At 63.1% G+C, this 21,053-nt stretch carries 17 protein-coding genes; 1 reads left to right on the forward strand and 16 read right to left on the reverse strand.

The window, feature by feature from the left end; translation table 11 throughout:
* Positions 1–188 precede the first annotated feature (188 nt).
* From Q0K23_RS08045 to Q0K23_RS08120, 16 genes are all read right to left on the reverse strand, one after another.
* On the reverse strand, positions 189–1,598 hold the full coding sequence (locus Q0K23_RS08045; RefSeq protein ID WP_294520430.1) for a serine dehydratase: 1,410 nt from the start codon (positions 1,596–1,598) through the stop codon (positions 189–191).
* A gap of 149 nt (positions 1,599–1,747) precedes the next feature.
* Positions 1,748–2,626: an oxaloacetate decarboxylase gene (locus tag Q0K23_RS08050; protein ID WP_294520433.1), complete on the reverse strand. Its 879-nt coding sequence runs from the start codon at positions 2,624–2,626 to the stop codon at positions 1,748–1,750.
* A 30-nt stretch (positions 2,627–2,656) separates the two neighbouring features.
* The gene (locus tag Q0K23_RS08055) at positions 2,657–4,084 is read right to left on the reverse strand and encodes a glutamate mutase L (RefSeq protein ID WP_294520436.1); all 1,428 of its coding nucleotides are present in this window, start codon (positions 4,082–4,084) and stop codon (positions 2,657–2,659) included.
* Between the two features lie 60 nt (positions 4,085–4,144).
* Positions 4,145–5,290, reverse strand: coding sequence for a 2-methylaconitate cis-trans isomerase PrpF family protein (locus Q0K23_RS08060; protein WP_294520438.1), 1,146 nt, complete (start codon positions 5,288–5,290; stop codon positions 4,145–4,147).
* A gap of 78 nt (positions 5,291–5,368) precedes the next feature.
* Positions 5,369–7,228 (reverse strand): cobalamin-dependent protein, encoded by a 1,860-nt coding sequence (locus Q0K23_RS08065; protein WP_294520441.1) that lies wholly within the window; start codon positions 7,226–7,228, stop codon positions 5,369–5,371.
* 100 nt (positions 7,229–7,328) lie between these two features.
* The gene (locus Q0K23_RS08070; protein ID WP_294520444.1) at positions 7,329–7,823 is read right to left on the reverse strand and encodes a 3-isopropylmalate dehydratase; all 495 of its coding nucleotides are present in this window, start codon (positions 7,821–7,823) and stop codon (positions 7,329–7,331) included.
* Between the two features lies 1 nt (position 7,824).
* The gene (locus Q0K23_RS08075) at positions 7,825–9,015 is read right to left on the reverse strand and encodes an aconitase/3-isopropylmalate dehydratase large subunit family protein (protein ID WP_294520449.1); all 1,191 of its coding nucleotides are present in this window, start codon (positions 9,013–9,015) and stop codon (positions 7,825–7,827) included.
* A 16-nt stretch (positions 9,016–9,031) separates the two neighbouring features.
* Positions 9,032–11,347 (reverse strand): xanthine dehydrogenase family protein molybdopterin-binding subunit, encoded by a 2,316-nt coding sequence (locus tag Q0K23_RS08080; RefSeq protein ID WP_294520453.1) that lies wholly within the window; start codon positions 11,345–11,347, stop codon positions 9,032–9,034.
* Positions 11,344–11,829: a (2Fe-2S)-binding protein gene (locus Q0K23_RS08085; protein ID WP_294520457.1), complete on the reverse strand. Its 486-nt coding sequence runs from the start codon at positions 11,827–11,829 to the stop codon at positions 11,344–11,346. The genes Q0K23_RS08080 and Q0K23_RS08085 overlap by 4 nt, the downstream gene beginning before the upstream one ends.
* 19 nt (positions 11,830–11,848) lie before the next feature.
* Complete coding sequence (locus Q0K23_RS08090; RefSeq protein WP_294520460.1) at positions 11,849–12,718, reverse strand: xanthine dehydrogenase family protein subunit M; 870 nt, start codon at positions 12,716–12,718, stop codon at positions 11,849–11,851.
* A 5-nt stretch (positions 12,719–12,723) separates the two neighbouring features.
* Positions 12,724–13,650: an NAD(P)-dependent oxidoreductase gene (locus Q0K23_RS08095; RefSeq protein WP_294520463.1), complete on the reverse strand. Its 927-nt coding sequence runs from the start codon at positions 13,648–13,650 to the stop codon at positions 12,724–12,726.
* 258 nt (positions 13,651–13,908) lie between these two features.
* Positions 13,909–14,526 (reverse strand): amino acid synthesis family protein, encoded by a 618-nt coding sequence (locus tag Q0K23_RS08100; RefSeq protein WP_294520466.1) that lies wholly within the window; start codon positions 14,524–14,526, stop codon positions 13,909–13,911.
* A 90-nt stretch (positions 14,527–14,616) separates the two neighbouring features.
* Positions 14,617–15,471 (reverse strand): hypothetical protein, encoded by an 855-nt coding sequence (locus Q0K23_RS08105; RefSeq protein ID WP_294520469.1) that lies wholly within the window; start codon positions 15,469–15,471, stop codon positions 14,617–14,619.
* Complete coding sequence (locus Q0K23_RS08110) at positions 15,472–16,983, reverse strand: DUF362 domain-containing protein (RefSeq protein WP_294520472.1); 1,512 nt, start codon at positions 16,981–16,983, stop codon at positions 15,472–15,474. It lies immediately after the preceding gene.
* Positions 16,984–17,065: 82 nt separating this feature from the next.
* Positions 17,066–18,253, reverse strand: a complete 1,188-nt coding sequence (locus Q0K23_RS08115) for an amidohydrolase family protein (RefSeq protein ID WP_294520475.1) — start codon at positions 18,251–18,253, stop codon at positions 17,066–17,068.
* Between the two features lie 220 nt (positions 18,254–18,473).
* Complete coding sequence (locus Q0K23_RS08120; protein WP_294520478.1) at positions 18,474–19,583, reverse strand: PTS transporter subunit IIC; 1,110 nt, start codon at positions 19,581–19,583, stop codon at positions 18,474–18,476.
* 470 nt (positions 19,584–20,053) lie between these two features.
* On the opposite strand from Q0K23_RS08120, the gene Q0K23_RS08125 reads away from it, so the two are divergent.
* On the forward strand, positions 20,054–20,938 hold the full coding sequence (locus Q0K23_RS08125; protein WP_294520481.1) for a LysR family transcriptional regulator: 885 nt from the start codon (positions 20,054–20,056) through the stop codon (positions 20,936–20,938).
* Positions 20,939–21,053: the final 115 nt, after the last annotated feature.

Consider the following 21,053-nt stretch of genomic DNA (forward strand, 5'->3'; position numbering starts at 1 on the left):
ACGGGCAATCTTGGGCGCATCCACTTCCAGCAGCGTCACGCTGGGATTCAGCACTTCCTTGCGTACAATCTTTGCCAAAATAGTTCCCTCATTTCACTTTCTCAGATTATGTACCGCGCCCCGGGCGCGGGTATGGATATCCCGCGGGAGCGGGTTTTGCCCCCTCCCGCGGGGATAGCCGCCGTATTTCAGGGCTGGACCAGCACGATGCCCAGCCGCTTGGCCGCAGCCTCGGCCTCGGCCAGGGAGGGGCTGGCGTCCCGCAGGACCAGACGGCCGCCGCCACGGTTGAGGGTATCCACCATGCAGGTCATCTCGTCGGTGGTGATGGTGATGCGCTGGATGGCATGCTCGGTGCCCTCCACGATCTCCACCTCGATGCCGTCGTCCTTGGTCATCTGGACGGACTTGTTGTACATCTGGTAGTCGGCGGTGGAGGCGCCGTACACAGCGCCCATCAGCACGCCGGGGATATTGATGGAGCGGCGGGCAAACAGCTCGGGATAGAGCTCCACCCGGACCTTCTTGATCTTGCCCTTGGCCAGCTCATGGCAGATGCGGGCGGCGTTGGTGGGGCTGCCCACGGCCTGGCTGCTGCCGCCGACCACGGCGTCGCCCAGGGTGTGGAGGATGTCGGCCGCGCCGGTGGCCAGAGCCTTGGCCTTCTTGGCGGCCTTGTCCATGGTCTCGGCCATCTTCTTGGCCTCGGCGTCCTTGACCTCCTGGCGGACCAGGGACTCGACGGCGGGCTTACGCTTGAAGAAGGGCTCCATGTACTCCACCACGGTGGGCACGATGTAGTGGCCGGACTCCACATGGACCTCGGCGGCCATGGCCAGCATGACGTCGAAGGGCACGTTGACGGTCATATCCACCTTCATGCACAGCTTGCCGGCATACATACCCATCAGGATAGCGCCGCCCACGTGGGTGGTGCACAGGGCGGGCACCAGCACACGGGGGGTGCAGGGCACGGCGATGGTGGGAGACAGGGCCAGGACCATGGCCTTCTCCATCTGCTCGGGGGTGCCGCCACCCAAAGCGACGGTGGCGGCGGCGATGCAGGCGGAGCCGGCGCCGAAGCCCTCCATGTTGCAGCCGGTGGTGACCTTGCCCACACGGAACAGGCTGCCGATCTTCAGGATCAGGGCGGCGATCTCGGCGATGGTCTTCTCGTCGTAGCCGTGGACCATCATGGTCTTGATGAAGCCGGAGTAGGGGCAGGAGTCGCCGGTACCGGCGCAGGGACGCAGGCCGATGCAGTGGTTGCCCACCTGGGCGCCCAGGGTGTAGAGCAGGGCGTCGTCCAGGAAGGAGTCCTCAAAGCACTTGGGGCCGGGCTGGGCGGCCAGCTGAGAGGCCACGGTGCCCAGCAGAATGCTCTCGCCGTCCTTCACGCCGATCTCCACGGCCTTCAGGTTGTGGGCGTACTCGTTCATGATCCCAGTGAGGATCTCTTCCCGGCTCAGGCCGGTGCGCAGCTCAGTCTCCAGCAGGACCACGTCCACTACCCGGGCGTCGTACTCCTTGGCGACGGAAATCATCTCGCTGACGGTCAGGGGCATCTTCTCCTGAATGGCAGCTCTAATATCAGACATAGGCGTACTCTCCTTTTATCTCCCCGCAGGGCCGTTGCTGTTTAAATGAAAAAGATGCGGCGGCCCGGCGCGCCGGGCTGGGGAAACGATCCGCCGGGCGCACCGGAACCGCCGCATTCTTAGGGGGACTGCTTCGGTTGCCGGTTAGATTATTTCACAACGCGGCCGGTGGCGTAGTTGGCCTCGATGGCGCGGATCTCGGGCAGGCCCACGATCTCGTTGAACTGAGCGAAGGGGATCATGGTGTCCATGAGCTTCTCGGTGGTGTCGTCCCGGCGCATGCCCTCCCACAGGTCCACCATGGCCTTGGTGGTGACATAGACGGAGGCGGTGGGATAGATGATCAGGTTGTAGCCGAACTCAGACAGCTTGGCGTTGGTGAACATGGGAGTGCGGCCGCCCTCCACCATGTTGGCCAGGGTGAGCACGCCGGGCAGCTCGGTGTTGATGCGGCGCATCTCCTCCTCGGACTCGGGGGACTCCACGAACAGAATGTCGGCGCCGGCCTCCTTGTAGGCGTGGGCGCGCTCCAGGGCCTCCTCGATGCCGAAGACGGTGCGGGCGTCGGTACGGGCCATGATCATCATGTCGCCCTGACGGGTATCCACAGCGGCCTTGATCTTGCCCACCATCTCATCCTTGGAGATGACCTCACGGCCCACCATGTGGCCGCACTTCTTGGGCATGACCTGATCCTCCAGCTGGATGACAGCCACGCCGGCCTTCTCGTACTCGCGGACGGTGCGCATCACGTTGACGGCGTTGCCGAAGCCGGTGTCGGCGTCGGCGATGACGGGCACACCGGCGGCCTCCACCATGTTGCCGGCGCGCATGACCATCTCGCTCATGGTCATCAGGCCCACGTCGGGCTTGCCCAGGTGGCTGGCGGACTGGCCGTAGCCGGTCATGTACACGGCGTCAAAGCCCAGCTTGCCGATAATCTTGCCGGTGAGCATGTCGTGGGCGCCGGGGGCGACGATGGTCTTCTTGGTGGCAAACAGCTCGCGGATTTTAGTAGCTCCGTTCATGTTAATTCACTCCAAATCTAAAGATTGGCTTTAAGCCTGATCGACATATTCCTTGAGGAAATTCAGGGCGGCGTCGGGGTAGTGCTTGCCCAGCACGCCCATGGCGTAGAGCAGGTAGCTCCGGTCCAGAATGATCTTGGGGGGATTGAGGGGCAGCAGAGAGATGCCCGGATTTTCAAAGCAGCGCTCCACCAGGCCCACGGCCTTCTCCTTGTCCGAGTGGACGAAGATACCGCCCACGCAGAGCACCTTCTCCACGTTCCGCAGGTCGCGGCCCATGGCGGCGCCCGCCATGATGCCCATCACCGGGTCGGCAGCCTCGGCGTAGTGGCCGGCGTGCCGCCGCAGGGCGGTGGAGATGGCGCAGGTGGCCATGGCCCGCTCCAGGGACTGCTCCTTCTCCCCCTGAGGGATGTACTCGGGGTGGGCCTCCAGCTTGGAGGCAAAGGCCAGCACCTCGTCGGGCGTGACCTCACAGTCCAGGTCCATGGCTCGGATGATGGCGTTGGGGCCCACCGCCTCGGGGATGCCCGTGGCGCTGACACGCAGGCCCAGGTTGCCCTCCACGGTGCGGTAGGAGAACTGCTTCTCGTTGTTGATGACCAGGCCCCGCTCCTCAATGGCCAGCTTCTCCAGCTCGGGGAGGGCGGAGTGGATGTCGGTGGTGGCGCCGCCCAGATCGATGAGGATCAGGGAGCCGATGCCGTCCTGGTCGTAGGTGCCCCGGGCCAGCAGCTCGCTGGCCAGCAGCACCGCGCCCGGCGTGGGCACCACAGTGGTGTCGGCCAGGCTGTCCCGGAACTCCAGCAGGCCCTTGGCCCGGGTGATCTGCTTGATGAACTCCTCGTGAATGGCCTCGCGGGCCGGCTTCACGTTGAGGTCGTGGATGGTGGGCATGATGTTGGGCACCCGGACGTACCGGATCCCGTTGCGGTCGAACATCTCCGCCACAGGCATCTGGGCGTACTTGTTGCACGCCACAATGACGGTGGCCTTGCTGTGGAGGGAGCAGATCATCTCTGCATTCTCCATGGCGCAGCTCTCGTCGCCGCCGTCGGTGCCGCCGGAGAGCAGGATGATATCCGGGTTGATCTCCATGAGGACTTCCTTCCGGTAGTCCAGAGGCTCCTCGGAGGAGACCACCTGCATCACGCGGGCGCCGGCGGTCATAGCCACTTCCTTGGCGGCTTTAGCGGTGACCCGGGGCATATAGCCCAGAGCTACCATCCGCAGTCCGCCGGCGGCGGAGCAGGAGCTGTACCGCTTGCACAGCTCGTCGAACTCCACCCCCTGGGCCCGGATGGCCTCCTCGGCCTTGCCTGCACCCTCCATGATGTCGTGGAGGGTGGTGGGCGACTGGCCCCGGCCCAGGAAGGTGAACTTTCCCCGTTCCAGCCGGAAGGCGGCCGCCTTGGTGTAGGTGCTGCCTACATCAAATACGATAATATTTGCAAGCATATTCTGGTATCCTTTTTGGTCCTCGCCCGGCGCCGACGGCACCGGGCGGGCGAGGGAGAATCAGTACTGATACTTGGCCTTTTCCAGCAGGGCATAGCCCTCCATGAGGCGGCGGGCGGTACGGACAATGGCGGCCTTCTTGACGTTGTTGTTCTCATCCACCTCGGAGTAGCAGGGGATCATGCCGGCGGGGTGGCCGATGCGCACCAGCTCGGGGGGATTGTCGTTGTGCAGGACCTGGTTGACCAGGGTGCCCTTGATCTTGGCGGCCACGCCGGTGCAGACGGTGGCGGTGCCGGCATAGGTCTTGTGCAGCACCTGCATGAACATCAGGCGGGAGACCAGATCCACATCTTCCTTCTTGATGGTCTTGTTCTCAGGGGGATAGTAGTAATCCTGGGCCTCGGTGATAAAGGCGACCATGGGGAAGGCAGGGGAGTTCTTGGTGGCGTCCTCCAGGTCTTTGGCCATGCCGCACTTGACGCAGGCGATGCCGCGGATCTCCTCCAGGTACTTCAGCAGCTCGGGATTGCCGTCGATCTCCTGCTGATCCTCGGTACCCTTCATGCCCACGCTCTCGGCACGCACAAAGATCACGGGGTTGGCGCAGTCCACGATAGAGGCCTCGATGGGGCCGCGGCTGGTCTCGATGACGTCCACGGGGTTGCCGGTGGGCAGCAGCTTGCCGGTGGCAGCGCCGGCGGTACCGGACATATCCATCTGAATGGGGGCGGCGGTGCCGGGCACGCCGGCGATCTCCGCGTCGCCGGTGACCTTGGCCTTGCCGTTCTCCACCATGACGTAGGACTTCATCAGCTTCTGGGTGTTGGTCTGCCAGATGGTGACCTCGTTGAGGCCCTCATGGCAGCTGACGATGGACTCGTCGATGGCGAAGGGGGCAACACCGGAGGAGATGTTGCCGCAGTTGCCGTTCCAGTCCACCTTGGCGTCGGTGATGGACACCTGGGCAAAGGTGTAGTCCACATCGGCGCCGGGCACGGAGCCGGGGCCGACGATGGCCAGCTTGCTGGTCAGGGGATCAGCGCCGGCCAGACCGTCGATCTGGCGCTTGTCGGGAGAACCGAAGATGCCGAGGATGATCTTGTCACGCTCGGGACCGGGCGCGGGCAGATCGTTCTGCTTTAGGAAAATGCCCTTGCTGGTACCGGCGCGCATGATCACGCAAGGGATTCTGAACTGATCCATGATGATTACCTCCTATACGGCTTTTTCGCTGTACTGCCGCTCCCGGCGGGAACGCGCCCGCCGGGAGGAGTGGAAAATTTACTTCTTCTTTTCTTCGATGAGCTTGGTGATGGTCTCCAGGCACTGCTCGGGAGTGGAGTCGGGGCCGAAGAAGGCGTCCACGCCCATGAAGCCCACGCCTTCCTTCTTGATCTTATCCTCGTAGTACTGGTGCTCCTCTTCCTTCTCAGCGATACGGCCGCCGGCCCAGACAACCACCTTGTCCCGGATGCCCAGCTCCTTCAGGCGGGCCTCCACACGGGGGAACAGGGTGACGCCCAGACCCAGCAGGTTGCTCACGCCCACGGCGTCGGCCTTGACCTCAGCGGCCACCTCGGCCACGGTCTCGGGCAGGTTCATGCCGCGGAGGTAGATGACCTCGAAACCGGCGTCCTGGAAGGTCTCACGGATGGTGTTGATGCCGTTGACGTGGGCGTCGGCGCCCACGGTGGCCAGAACGATCTTCTCCTTCCGCGTGGGGGGCTTATCCACGTGGACGGTGACATGCTCCTTGGTGATGGGGCAGCGGGTGGGATCCACGCCCAGGGGGGTGTAGCCCTCCACATAGCGGGTGATGCCGTCGGGATCGCGGTTGGTCTTGACGAACCGCTTCAGATCCCAGCCGCCGGCGCGAGGCGTATCCATCTTGCCGCTCTTGCCGCCGTCCACGATGAGGTCGATGAGCTCCTCGTCGGTCCACTGACGCCAGAAGTCCTCGGTCAGGCAGCCGGGCTTCAGGCTGCGGCTGGGCAGGTGGAGCACGGCCTCCAGCACGGCAAAGGCCTCGTCCATCATCATGTTCTCGTACTCGTCGATCTTGGGGGACTCGATGCCCGGGTTATAGGTGCGGCGGAACACGTCCTCGCTGGCCCAGATGGCCTGGCCCATGGAGTCGCCGGTGGGGATGCCCACGCTCTCGGCGGCCTTGGGACGGTAGAAGTTGGCGCCGCCCAGCTTGGCGGAGATGGCCATACGGGCGAAGTGGGCCTGCTCGGCCACCAGGTTTCCGGGCGGGTTCTGGAAGGTCTCGGGCACCACGATCAGGCTCTTGGAGAGCATGTTGTGGCGGAAGGCCCGCATGATGGCCAGGTCGCGGTACAGGTTGTTGCCGCCCACGTTCATCTGGATGCCGCTCAGCTCCCAGGGCAGGCCGCCGTGGACCGCCAGGCCCTCGGCCAGCAGGCACATGGCGATGCCCATGCCGTCGGTGCCGCCGATGTTGTTGATGTGCTTGTGGGTGTCCAGCTGGGCAAAGATCTTGTTCTCGCCGCAGATCTGGATGGCCTTGTAGCCGTTGACCACCTTGGTGCGGAAGTCGTGGATGCCGCGGCCGCCGAAGTGGACGTGGATGACAGGGCCGATATCCGTGCCGTCAAAGCCGGCGATCAGGGCGTTGAGGATGTTGATGTGGGCGGTATCGCCGGTGGCGTTGATACGCACGGGGTGCTTGGAGCCGCCGCCCATCTGGATGAACTCACGCTCGCCCTTGGGGGTGATGCCGCCCTTGCCGCGGGACTGCTCGATGAGCTCGCGGCCCTTCAGGGGATCAATGTGGCGGGTGGCCTCGGAGTGAACGAAGTGGAAGACGGTGTCGTCGTACATCTCGGCGTACTTGTACATCTCGCAGGACTCTTTCCAGGTCTCCTCAGCGGTGTTGCGGCCCAGGATGGGGTTCAGGCAGGGCACGCCGGTCTCCAGCGCCTTCTGGCCCAGCTCATAGATGCGGTAGCCGCTGCGGACAACGCCGGCCACCTCGCGGGGATAGGGGGCGGGCAGGCCCACTACCTCGCCGTTCTCGTCCAGGTCGGGCATCTCCACGTCGAAGCAGTCGGCATAGGCGCGGATGGTCTCGATGTCTTCCTTGATGATCTTTTTTGTTCTCTCCTGCGGGTCTTTCATTATCATATCACCTTGTTTCCCGATTTTCGATTCTCTTGTAATCTGAACTCTATGGCACCGGCCCTGCCCCACCTGTGGGCAGGGCCGGTCGGGTATGATATTACCCCTCGATTCCCAGCTCGGCCCGGACACGGGGGATCAGGCCGCCGTACTCCAGGGTCTTGCGCACGTTCTCAGACAGGGGGTTGAACTGCTTGACCTCACCATTGACGGTGACGGTACCCTTCTCCAGGTCGGCCTCGATGACGTCGCCGGTCTTCAGGCAGTCCGCCACATCAGCCACCCACACGGGCATGCCGATGTTGATGGAGTTGCGTCGGAAGATACGGGCAAAACCCTTGGCGATGACCAGGGCCACGCCCACCTGCTTGAGGGCGATGGGGGCCTGCTCTCGGGAGGAACCACAGCCGAAGTTGCGGCCGGCCACGATAATGTCCCCAGGCTGGAACACGGACTTGAAATCCAGGCCGGCCAGACCGGCCATGGCGAACTTGCCCAGCTGGTCCATGGGCTCAGCCATGGCGTATCCGGGGAGAATCTGATCGGTGTCCACATCGTCGCCCAGGACGATGACTCTGCCCTTGATGGTATTCATGTCAGTCCTCCACCTCCGGAACGGTGATTTTGCCCGCCAGGGCGGTGGCCGCGGCGGTAGCGGGAGAGGCCAGGTAGATGTTGGCCTTCATGCTGCCCATACGGCCGGGGAAGTTGCGGTTGGTGGTGGAGACCACCACGTCCCGCTCGCTGGTCAGGCCCTCGTGGGCGCCGAAGCAGGGGCCGCAGCCGGGATTGAGCACCGTGGCGCCGGCGTCCCGGATGATCTTGCACCAGCCGCGAGCCTCCATCTCGTCCAGCACGTCGCGGGAGGCGGGGACGATGAGGGTGTTCACGTTGGGATTGACCTTCTTGCCCTTGAAGGCCTTGGCCACCTGCTCCATGTCGTTGATACGGCCGTTGGTGCAGGAGCCCACCACCACCTGGGTGACGGGGGTACCGGCCACTTCCCGGACGGGGACCACGTTGGCGGGAGAGAAGGGACGGGCGATCTGGGGCTCCAGCTTGCTCAGGTCCACTTCCCGCACCTCGGCGGTGTCCGGCTCCAGGGCGGTGGTGCCGAAGATGGTGATCATGCTGCCGATCTCAATGCCCATGTTGCACACGGTCATGCGCTCGGCAACGGAGAAGTCCTCAATGCCCTCGCCGGTGAAGAGGAGGGCCTTGTCCACCAGGTAGTCGGTGCCGAAGACGCTGCCCAGATACAGGATCAGGTCCTTGCCGAACACGTTGGCGGGCTTCTTGCCGGTCAGGTGGATCTGGACCACCTGGGGCACCTCCAGGTCCAGCTTGCCAGTGGCCATGGCGGCGGCCAACTCGGTGGAGCCCACGCCCACGCCCATGACGCCGTAGCCGCCGCAGGTGCCGGTGTGGGAGTCGGCGATGGCGATGAGGTCGCCGGGGTTGGCCCGGTGCTTCTCATACATCAGCTGGTGGATGACGCCCTCGCCCCGCTGGTAGAGGTGGACGCCGAACTCCTTGGCGAAGTCGTCCATGGCCCACACGCTGTTGCGGGCCTTCTCGCTGGCGGCGGGGTAGATGTGGTCCACGATCAGGACCACCCGGTCGGGGTCAAAGACCTTCTTGACCCCGATCTCCTGGAACATCTTGATGGCGATGGGGGCGGTCACGTCGTGAGCCGCCACGTAGCTCACCCGGCAGGACAGGTCGTCTCCCGCGTGGGCCTCCTCCACCCCGGCAGCTCTGGCAAGGTATTTTTCAATGCAGTTCATGGAAAAACCTCCGTGCTTATTTCTTATAGAGCTCCCGCATGATGTCCAGGTGCTGGATGGGCAGCTTGCCGAAGCGGATATTCAGGGCGTTCTCCACAGCGTCCGCGGTGGCGGGGATAGTGGGGATCAGGGCGGGCTCGCCCACGCCCTTGGCGCCGAAGGGGCCGGTCTCGCCGGTGCCGCTCTCCACCACGATGGGGTAGATCTCGGGCACGTCCATGGCGGTGGCCAGCAGGTACTTGGAGAACACGGGGTTGGTGATGCGGCCGTTCTTGGTCTCCACCTTCTCCAGCAGGGCGAAGCCGATGCCCATGGCCACGCCGCCCTCGATCTGGCCCTCAACGGCCTGCTTGTTGACGGCGGTGCCCACGTCGTGGGCGGAGATGACGTTGAGCACGTCCACCAGGCCGGTCTCCACGTCCACTTCCAGGTCCACGATGGTGGCGGCGTAGGAGTACACCTCGAAGGGGATACCGAACATGTTCTCGGGGTTCAGGCCGGTGGTTCTGGGGTTGTAGGACCCGCAGCCCAGGGCCAGCTTGCCCAGGCGCTTCATCTCGCCCATCAGCTCGGTATAGGTCATCTTGACGCTCTCGTCGTCGGCGGAGTAGATCTCGCGGTGCTTGAACACCAACTTCTCCTCGGGCACGTTGAGGAACTTGGAGGCCACTTCAGACAGGGTCTTCTTGGCCATCCGGGCGGCCAGCATGGTGGCGGAGCCGGAGATAAAGGTCTGGCGGCTGGCGGAGGTGGCGCCGCCCTCGGGGGTGACCTGGGTGTTGGCGGAGGTGACGCGGACATCCTCGTACTCCACGCCCAGCTCCTCGGCGGCGATCTGGGCCATGGCGGAGGTGGAGCCCTGGCCGATATCGGCGCAGCCCACCATCAGGTTGACGCTGGCGTCAGGCAGAACCTCCACAAAGGCGCCGGCGGGGTTGGGCAGGCCGGTGTTGCCGATGCCGTAGTACATGCAGCCGTAGCCGCGGCCGCGGCGCTTGTTGGGGGCGGTGGGCACGCAGGGAGGCAGGACCTCCTTGGCCTTCTCCCGGGCGGCCTCCAGGCACTTGATGAAGCCCACGTCCTCACCCAGCACCTGGCCGGTGGGGGTGACGCTGCCGGGCCGGTGGGCATTGAGGATACGGATGTCGATGGGGTCCATGTTCAGGGCCTTGGCCAGGGCGTTCATCTGGCCCTCGTGGGCGGTGGCCACCTGGGGCACGCCGAATCCGCGGAAGGCGCCGGCCATGGGGTTGTTGGTGTAGTAGAAAGTGGCGTCGATCCGCACGTTGGGCACCTCATAGGGGCCGGCGGCGTGGACCACGGCACGGGTGATAACGGCGGGGCCGTAGGAGGCGTAGGCGCCGGTGTCGCCCAGCAGGGTGGCCTGGACGGCCAGGATCTTGCCGTCCTTGGTGGCGCCGGTCTTGTAGTGCATCTTCATGGGGTGGCGCTTGGAGGACACCATGGTGGACTCCATGCGGGTGCGGACGATCTTCACCGGGCGGCCGGTGTAGTAGGACAGCAGGGCCGCGTGGCACTGGACGGAGATGTCCAGCTTGCCGCCGAAGCCGCCGCCGGTGGTCACCTGGATGGAGGACACCCGGTTCTCCGGGAAGCCCAGCATGCCGGCGATCTCGCCGCGGTCGTAGTGGGGGTTCTGGGTGGAGCTGTAAACGGTCATGATGCCGTTTTCATAAGTAGCAAGGCCCGCGTCAGGCTCGATGAACATGTGGGAGAGCATGGGGGTCTCGTAGTCGTTCTCAATGATGATGTCGCACTGCTTGAAGGCCTCGTCCACGTTGCCGTGCTCCAGGTGCTTCTTCTGGTGGACATTGGTGGTGCCGTGGACAATGGGGGCGTCGGGCTCGGCGGCACGCTCCATGCTCAGCACCGGCTCGTACTCCTCGTACTCCACCTTGATGGCGTCCAGGGCCTCCTGGACCAGCTCGGGGGTCTCGGCGGCCACAACGGCGATGGCGTCGCCGTAGCGGCGGATCTTGTCGTCCACCAGGACGGGCTCATCCTTGATGATGATGCCGATCCGGTTCTTGCCGGGGATGTCCTTGGAGGTGCGGACGGTCACCACGCCGGGGATGGCCAGGGCGGCGGAGGCGTCGAAGCTCTTGATGACGCCATGGCAGATGGTGCTGCGGAACACGCCGCCATAGAGCATGTTGGGCAGCTCCATATCAGCCGCGAACTTGGCGGTGCCCATGATCTTCTCCATGGTGTCCTTCTTGACCACGCTCTTGCCCAGGACGGAATATTCCCGCTTGTCAGCGGCGGAGACGCTCAGATTGCTCTTCTCCTTCACAGCGGTCTCAGGTTTCATGCGTTGGCGCCTCCTTTCGCGTCGCGAGCCATCTCAACGGCCTTGACGATCTTGGCGTAGCCAGTGCAGCGGCAGAGGTTGCCGGACATGGCCCGCTGAATTTCAGCCTTGGTGGCGTGGGGGTTCTTATCCAGCAGGGCCTTGGCGGAGAGGACCATGCCGGGGGTGCAGTAACCGCACTGGACAGCGCCGGCGTCCACGAAGGCCTGCTGGATCACGTCCAGGGTGCCGTCCTCCTTGGTCACGCCCTCCAGGGTGATGACGCTGCCACCGTCCACCTGGCCGGCCAGCATCAGGCAAGAGGTGACCGCGTTGCCGTTATAGATCACAGTGCAGGCGCCGCACTCGCCCTCGCCGCAGCCTTCCTTCACGCTGGTCATGCCCATGTCCTCACGCAGGAAGTCCACCAGGCGCTTATTGGGGTCGGCCATCACAGACACGTCATGGCCGTTCAGGTTAAAATTAATACAAATCTGTTCCATAGTATCGGCTCCCTCCTGCTCAGGCCAGGCCCAGCTGGCTGAGAATCTGGTCGTAGCACCGGCGGGCCGCGCCGCGGACGCCCTCACGCTTGTAGACCACGGAGGGGCGGGTGGGGATGGCGGCCTGGACGGCGTCGGTAAAGGCGGGCAGGGTATCGTACAGCACGCTCGCCTCCAGCTGCTTGCCCTTGAGGAGCGCCTCCAGTTCGGGGGAGCGCATGGGGTGCTTGCTCACGGCGCCCAGCACAACCCGGCAGTCCTCCACCTTGTTGTCGTGGGTACGCTTGACGTAGATGCTGACAGCCAGCACCACGATGGCCAGGGACTTGCGCTTGCCGATCTTGAAGTAGCCCACGGCCTCGTCGGGGCCGATGACGGGGAACCGGGCCTCCACCATCAGCTCGTCGGGCCGGATGGCGCAGTTGCCGGGGCCCTTGTTGAAGTCCTCAATGGTCATGATCCGGTCGCCCTTGGCGCTGCGCAGCACCACGGAGGCGCCATAGGTCACCAGGGTGGTGGGGGAGTCGCCGGCCACGGAGGCGTTGACCACGTTGCCGCCGATGGTGCCCAGATTCCGGATCTGGGGAGAGCCCACGTGGATGGCCGTCTCGTACAGGGCGGGCAGCTTCTCCTTTACGTAGGGGTTATTCTCCAGATCGGTGAAGGTGGTAAGGGCGCCAATCTTCACCATGCCGTCCTCTTCCTTCACGTAGCGCAGCTCGTCCAGCTTGCTGATGCTGATGACGTGCTCGGGGGTCTTGTGGCGCTCGTTGAGCTCGATGACCACGTCGGTGCCGCCGGCGACCACAGCGCAGCTGTTCTGGTACTTGTCCAGCATCTCCACAGCTTCAGCCACTGTGGTGGGGGCGTGATAAGTAAAGGGCTTCATTGGATTCAGGCTCCTTTCTGCGGATCGGCCTCGCCGTGGATCTTGGCGCCGGTCAGGTCCTCCCAGACCTTGACGATGGAGGACATATCCTCGCGGCCCTGGCCCTTGGCTCTGGCCATCTCGTACACCTGAACGGCGGCGGCGGTCATGGGCAGGGGCACCTTCTCGTCCCGGGAGGCCTCCAGGGCCAGACCCAGGTCCTTGTACTGCAGGTCCACCGCGAAGCCGCCGGTGAACTGGCCGGCCATGATGAACTTCTCCAGCTTGGCGTCCAGGGCGTAGCTGCGGCCGGAGGACACGGAGATGACCTGCTTCATGGTCTCCACGGACAGGCCGCACTTCACGCCCAGAGTCAGGGCCTCGGCCAGAGCGGCCATATTACAGCCCAGCAGCAGGTTGTTGACCATCTTGATGGCGTCGCCGCCGCCGGCCTCGCCCACGTGGTAAATATTCTTGCCCAGCACGTCGAAGATGGGCTTGACCTTGTCGAAGGTCTCGTCGTCGGCGCCCACCATGATGGTCAGGGTGCCGGCGGCAGCGCCGGACACGCCGCCGCTGACGGGGGCGTCGATGTAGTGGATGCCCTTCTCGGCGGCCTTCTTGGCCATGCCCTTGGTGGTGTTGGGCGCCACGGAGCTCATGTCGATGATGATGGTGCCTTCTTTGCAGTTCTCAAACACGCCGTTCTTGCCGCACATGGTGCCTTCCACGATCTTGGCGTTGGGCAGAGAGCAGATGATGACATCGACGTGACCGGCCATCTCACCGGCGGAGGGGTGGCCAATGGCGCCCTTGCCCTCCATCTCTTTCACCGCGGCCTCCACCACGTCGAAAGCGTGCACCTCATAACCGGCAGTCAGCAGATTGCTGGCCATAGGCCGACCCATTGCGCCAAGACCGATGAAACCAATCTTCATTTTCATGCACTCCATTCTATTTCGGTTTGTTGATTCCCTCTGTTCAGATCAATCGTTCACTCAAATTTGTTCAGACCGTTGGGAACGATGGCTCCGCAGCCTGAAACCGGATTCTGCCGGGGGAACCGGCATTCTCAACGGTCTGAACTGTTGTGATCTCTCATGTTGAATTCCGTCATTCCGTTTTGAATTTCATTTGGGAAAAGGCCCCCGACCAGCTCCAACGGGTCGGTCGGGGGCCTTTCTCAAATTTTTTCTGGTTTACTGTGCAGCTTAGTGCATGCCGTCCTCGCACTTGGCCTCGGACTTCTGCAGGCCGCCGATACGGCCGACGCCGTTCACAGTGGCGTGGGGACGGCCACCGTCGGCCAGGACAACGGCCATGACGATCTCGTCAGCCTTGGGGGCGTCGGGGATGCGGACCTCGAAGGAGCCGTAGTGGGTGCGCACGAAAGCGGCATCCTTGTAGTGCAGGGAGATGTCCAGGGAAGCGCCGACGCCGCCGACCTTCTCGTTGGAGGGGATGATGGACTTGCCGCCGCCGATGGCCGCGCGGATGGGCTTGCCTGCCTTGGGGTGCAGCATAGCGGAGGAATGCTCCAGCTCGCCGTCGGTACCCACGATGCAGCCCTTGCCGTAGGTCTCAACGTTCTCAGCGCCCAGCAGCTCGGCGCCCTTGCGGGCCAGCAGATCGCCCAGGTACTCACCGTACTCGGTCAGCTCGCTCAGATCCTCCTGCCACTTGCCGGCATAGGGGTTCTTGATGACAGCAGCCACGGAGACGGTCTTGATGGACTTCTTGCCGCCGTTCTCGATGGGCATGTCAGCGCCGCCCTCATAGAACACCTCTTCCAGGTTGGTTACGATCTTGCGGATTTTGGGCTCTTTCATGGCAAAACACTCCTTTAAAATTTTTGGATGTATTTTTTATTAGAATGTCTCGGCCGGTCGGGGCGCCCCGCAGGCGTCCTGCCGCTCGGGTCATCTGTCGTTGAGGATCTTTTCCGGGTCAAAGGTAGCTGTCATACCCTGCACCGCCGCCACGCAGGCCCGCAGGCCGCCGCGCCGGTACTGGAGCTCAGCCTCAGCCAGCACCTGATCCAGTGCCTTTCGCTTCTCCCCGTCCGTCAGTGCATCCACCGCCGTGACCACGGTCAGGTCGGCGATGTCGCTGTCCGGGTCCACCTCTGCCGCCAGGCAGGTGTGGACGGCGGGCGATTCGATGTAGGAGCGGTCGGCCAGGAGGGTGGCCAGGGCGTCGGCCCTGGCGCAGCGGGCGGAGAACACCGTCACGCTGCTGGCAATGCCGGTGGTCAGGCTCCGGCCGCCCAGTCCGCTGGTGGCCACCCCGCCGATTCCGTGCTCCGGAAGAATGCGGACCACCCGGTCCACTCCGTTCCGGTTCAGATCATACAGGATGCCCATATCCAGCTTCTGACCGGGGGCCAGGCGGAGGGCCACGTCGCCGCCGTTGTTGGCGGTGGCTTTTTCCGCCCCCCGCTCCCAGAGGAAGTCGGCCACGGCGTCGGACATGGCTCCGGCCACTGCCGCCATGGGCGTCAGCCAGGGGTCCCCGGTGGCAAGCACCGCGTCGGCCATCTGGCGGGCCGTGCCCGTCAGCGCTTTCGGGTCCACGTGGGCGGGGTAGCGGCGGAGCATGTCCAGCGACTGGCCCAGGGTGCGCAGGTTGTTCTCCACAATCTCCGCAGCCGCTGCGCACAATGCGCTGTCGCCCGCTCCGTTCCGCACCGCGGTGACCACCATGGAAACGGGGCCGTAATCGAAGTACACCTGTCCCGGAGCCAGCTCCCGGACCCAGTCCTTTTCAGCCGTCATTTACTCGCCAATCTCCTTGCGGAGCTCGTCGACAGGCTGGATGCAGTTCATATGGCCGCCGATGGCCTCATAGTCGGCCTTGGTCATGGTGTACTCCACAGGCGCCACAGTGGCGGGGGTGGGCACCCAGGTCACGCCGTGGTTGACCATCTTGCCGGCGTCCACGATGAAGTCGATGCCGCCGCCGGGCAGGATGTAGGCGGGGGCACCGCCGATGGTGAGGACGGCCTTGCCCTCGTGGACAGCCTTGGTGATGGCCAGAGGCTTGGAGCAGACGCCGCCGCGGGCGCTGCCGCCTGTACCGCCGGTGTACATGACGCTAGTCAGGGACTGCTCACAGTTGTTCATGATGTCGTCAGCCAGAGCAGTGGCCTTGTCGGTCATGGGGATCTCCTTCACGTCGCCGTCGGCCTGGACCTCAAAGAGGGCGCGGATCTCACCGGTGGTGTTGAGCACCAGGATCTGCATGCCGGCGTGGGCGCGGGTCATGTCCACGCTCTTGATGGCGTCGCGGGGGGTCTCGATGGTGGTGCCGCCGATGCCGGTGCCGTGCTCGCCGAAGTAACGGCCGCGGGAGGACTTGCGGGCGTTGGGGATCACGCCGGACCACTCCATGCCCACGTCGGCGCCGGCCAGGTGCTCGGTGAACAGGCCCACCACGTGGTGGTCGATGACGATGCACTCGTCAACGGCCTCCTTCATCTTCTTGGCAAACAGGCCCACGGTAGCGCTGCCGCAGCCGATGCGCATCTTGGACTCCTGCACGCCGTTGATGATGGGGGGCTTGCCCTGCTGCACGACGACTTTGATCTTCTTGTTGACGGAGAGCTCCACCTGCTCGCCGTTGGCCAGCTCGGTGATGGTGCGGGCCACGATGAAACCGTCGGGGCCGGTCAGCTTGTTGGCACCGCCCACGGCGATCATCTTGGAGCCGTACTCCTCGGTGTTGACCATGCCCACCAGCTTGCCGTCACGGTAGACGGGATCGCCCTCTTCGCCGATGTAGGTGTTGGTGTCCAGCTTGACCACAACGGCGGAGTAGCTCAGGGGAGCCTCGGTCACCACGGTCACCACTTCCACGCCGTCCCGGACTCCGGAGACGATGTGGGGTGCGGGACGGATGCAGGGGTAGTTGGTTCCGGCACCCACGGCAGTCGTAAGGGGGCCTTCCAGGCGCTTGTCAGGGTAGACCACCTGGCTGTTGGGGGTCATCTCCAGCTTGCGGTTACGCACCAGCTCGCCGTTGACGTTGGTGTAGCGCTTGCAGGCGCCGGTGTGGCCCAGGGGGACACGGCACTGCACGGAGCAGTGGGAGCAGACGGCGCAGTTCTCGCTCATCTCAGCGGGCTTGGAGATGGCGCCGAACTTACACACGCGGGTGCACACGCCGCACTCGCAGCACTTCTCGGCATCCACAACCGCCTTGCGCTCCACCACATGGACCGCGTCCAGGGGGCAGTTCTTCTGGCAGATCATGCAGCCCTTGCAGGCTTCCAGGTTCACAATGACCATGTAATGTTGAGCCTCCTCTGTATGATAGGCCTGCCGCCCCAAATCCCTCTGCGGGGCGGCAGGCTCATGTCAATTTTTCCGCTTACAGGACCTTGGCGGGACGCTTGCAGGGAGGCGTGTTGCGGCTCTTGGCAGCCTTGACCACGCCGTCCACCATGATGATGCTCAGGCCGGGGATATCGCCGCACTCGAAAGCCTCGACGGCGGTGTTGGCCACGGAGCCCATGGGGGCGTCCAGGAAGATCAGGTCGGCCTCGCGGCCCACTTCGATCATACCGGTGTTCAGCTTGTCATACACGCGGGCGGCGTTGCCGGTGGCCATGCAGATGGCGATCTCGCCGGGGATGCCGGAGATGGAAGCCACCTGGCAGATGTTGCGCAGGATGCCCAGGGGGATGATGCCGGTGCCGGAGGGGGCGTCGTTACCGAAGATGATGCGGCCCAGCTGGCCCTTCTCCTTGGCGCGGCGGGCGACGTAATCAGTGACCTTGGGGTTGCCGCACTGGACGATCTCCATGGCGAAGGTGGTCTCGTCCATCAGCTTGTCCACCTCGTGCAGGGGGATAGCGGTGGGGCCGCCGTTGATGTGGGAGATGACGTCGGGCTTGGTGGCCATGACCTGGGCGGCGGTGACGGTGGAGGAGCCGGGGATGGAGGTGCCGCCGGTGTGCATCTGCACCTTCATGCCGTACTTGTGGGCCCACTCGACCATGGGAGCGGCATCCTCGGGCTGCTTCACGCTGCCCAGGCCGATCTCGCCGACGGTCCAGACGCCTTCCTTGGCCATCTCAGCGAAGTCCGCCTCGGTGAGGCCCTTCTCCAGGATGACGCTGCCGCCGTGGACCTTCACGCCGCCGGGCTTCAGGGCGTCGAAGGACTTGTGAGCCAGGATGGCCAGAGCCTTGGTGCCGGCGGGATCCTTGGGACGGCCGGGGGTGTGGCACTCACCGGCGGAGATGATGGTGGTCACGCCGCCGTGGAGCTCGCCCTCGATGAAGTTGCTGGCGAACTGGCGGTGAGCATAGTCGCCCAGGCTGGTGTGGACGTGGGTGTCGAACAGACCGGGAGCGACGGTGGCGCCGGCAGCGTCGATGACAGTGCCCTTCTCCACCTCGGCAGCGATCTCGGCGGTGGAGATAGCGGCCAGAGCGTCGCCGCCGATGGCCTTGATCTTGCCGTCGGCAATCAGGATGGTGTCACCCTCGAGAACAGGCTTGTTGATGTCACCGCTGAGGATGGTGCCGATGTTCTTAATGACTGTCATGCTCATTGTGAAAAACTCCTTTCATCTTTTAGCCGGTGCTAAATCGGCGTTTTACCATTTTTCATGACGTGCTGGGAAAAATATTTGCTCTACCGGTCCCGCCTGCGGAGGGATCGGGTATCGCCTCAGGTGCAGGGAAAACCCTGATATATCAGCCGGGGTGCCCGTCGTGCTGGGCGCCCCGGCTGCGGTTTGCAATATGTAGCCGTCCGGGGCGTCTCAGGAATTAGACCAGCTTGTAGTCGCCTTCCTTGATCCAGCCCTGCTTACGCATGAACTCGGAAATCACGAGGGCAAGGATAGCGGGCAGAACGATGCAGATCAGAATCAGGCCGATCCAGTCCATCGCACCCGGGGCGATGGCGGCAGCGCCGTTGGTAACAGCCTCAGCAGAGGGGGTGAACCAGCCGGTGATGACGCCGATGGGGCCAACCAGACCGCTGGTGCCCATGCCGGAGGAGATGGGGGAACCGTTCATCTGCAGGTTGAAAATGCAGGTAGCAATGGGGCCGGTGATGGCGGCGGCCAGCGTGGGCGGCAGCCACAGGATCGGCTTGCTCATCAGGTTGGGAACCAGCAGCATGGAGGTGCCCAGGCCGATGGACACAAGGCCGTTCATCTTGTTCTCACGATAGGTGCACACAGCGAAGCCCACCATCTGAGCGCAGCAGCCGGCAACAGCCGCGCCGCCGGCCAGGCCGGTCAGGCTCAGCGCCGCGCACACGGCAGCGGAGCTGATGGGGAGGGTCAGAACGATGCCCACGATTACGGACACCAGGATGCCCATGAAGAAGGGCTGCTGTTCGGTGGCCCACATGATGATGGTGCCCAGCCAGGAAGCGAACGCGCCGATGGGCGGAGCCAGGAACTGCGCGACCAGAACGCCGACGATAATGGTGACAGCCGGGGTAACGATCAGGTCGACAGGAGTACGCTTGGAGACCAGCTTGCCGAAGAAGATGGCAATCAGAGTAACAAAGTACACGGCCAGAGGACCGCCGGCGCCGCCCAACGCGTTGGTGGCGTAGCCGACCGTGGCCAGGGAATAGAGGACGTAGGGATCGCACTTGACGGCATAGCCGATGGCCAGAGCCATGGCCGCACCCTGTACGGCGGAGGTCTGGCCGGAGATGCTCATCAGGAACTCGCCGACTACGCCCGGGATAAAGGTACCAACGGTATTGATGATCGTGCCGATGAGGAGCGAGGCAAACAAGCCGTGAGCCATGCCGCCCAGAGCCTGAATGCCGATGCGGTTCCAGGAAATCTCGATGTTTTGTTCTTTGAAGTACTTCCTAATGCCAGTCAGTTCTTGCGTGTTTTTCTGCTCGGTCATACTTTTCCTCCCTCTCATATCATATTCTGTAGATGGGGATTCCTGAGGGTGGGGCGGTGCGGTGCGCACCGCAGCCGCCCCTGTCGCCGGCTGTTATTGAAAAACGTATTTGGGGAATACGTTTCGCAACCAGAAGGTTCTTCTGCGGCAGGCAAGCTGCCAGTACAAATTTTTGGAATTTTTCTCTATAAGCCTTGCTTTTCCGCTTCTATATATTTATAATATAGGGTGATGCGGCAAAATTGTATATCGTTTTGCTCTAATGTCTAATTTTTATGCTCCCTAAATATTTGTGTAATAAAGGTTGCTCGGCATTTTAAACGAAAACTATATCCGCTTCATTGCCTATATTATAACATTCTCCCTATGGCATGACAAATACTTTTATCCTTCTAAAAGCCGATTGTTATATATTTTTTATATATGTCTATTGTTCAATATAGCAGATTATCAAGGGGTTGATTTGTGCAATGACACTAAAACAGCTGGAATATTTCCTTGAAATTGCCAAGATGGGCAGCGTTACCCGCGCGGCGCAGAGCCTAAATGTATCTCAGCCGCCCGTCAGCCTTCAGCTCAAGCTGCTGGAGGAGGAGCTGGGTTCCCCCCTCTTCATCCGTGACAAGCGCCATCTTGAAATTACGCCTGCGGGGACTCTTCTGCGGGAGCGTGCCCAGGCCATCCTGGCTCTGCTGGAGGAGACGTCCAGGGACATCCAGCTTATTTCTCAGGAACGGAACATGATCATCCGCATCGCCACCATTGGTTCCATCAACAGCCAGATTCTTCCTGAGAAAATCGCCCACTTCTGCAGCGCCTACCCCTATGTAAACTTTCAGGTGGTGGAGGGGCGCACGGAATCCGTCCTGTCCGCACTGCGGGAGAACGAGGCAGACATCGGCTTTGTGCGCGAGCCGTTCAATGTGACCACCTTCCACGTGGTGCCCATCCGCAACCCGCTCCTCCCGCCCGGTGAGGCGGACCACTTCGTGGCCCTGGCCAAGCCCTATTTCTTTGAGGGAAACGACAGCGATACCATTCCCCTGGAGGATCTTCAGGGCAAGCCGCTGGTGACCCACCGCCGCTACCGGGAGATGCTGGTCACCGCCTGCCGCAAGCACGGCTTTACGCCCCACATCATATGCGAGAACGATGGGATTCAGTCCTCCCTCAGCTGGGCGCAGGCCGGCATCGGCATCGCCATCGCACCCTACACCTCCGCCGTTATCAACACGGACTCCTCTCTGGTCATCCGCCACCTGGAGGATCTGAACTTCAGCCCCCGGGTCTGCCTCATCTGGAGCCAGAACAAAAAGCTCTTTTCCGAGATCAACGCATTCATCAATCTGTTCTGAGAAGTGCAGCCCCCAAGGACAAAACTTGCCTGATTTCTCCCCGACATATGGATTCCTACGGGCTGAACGGTTTTTTACGCAAGTTTTTTGAAAAATCCTGCAAAAAACTATTGAC

The sequence above is a fragment of the uncultured Pseudoflavonifractor sp. genome, from assembly GCF_944387275.1.
Classification (GTDB): Bacteria; Bacillota; Clostridia; order Oscillospirales; family Oscillospiraceae; genus Pseudoflavonifractor; species Pseudoflavonifractor intestinihominis.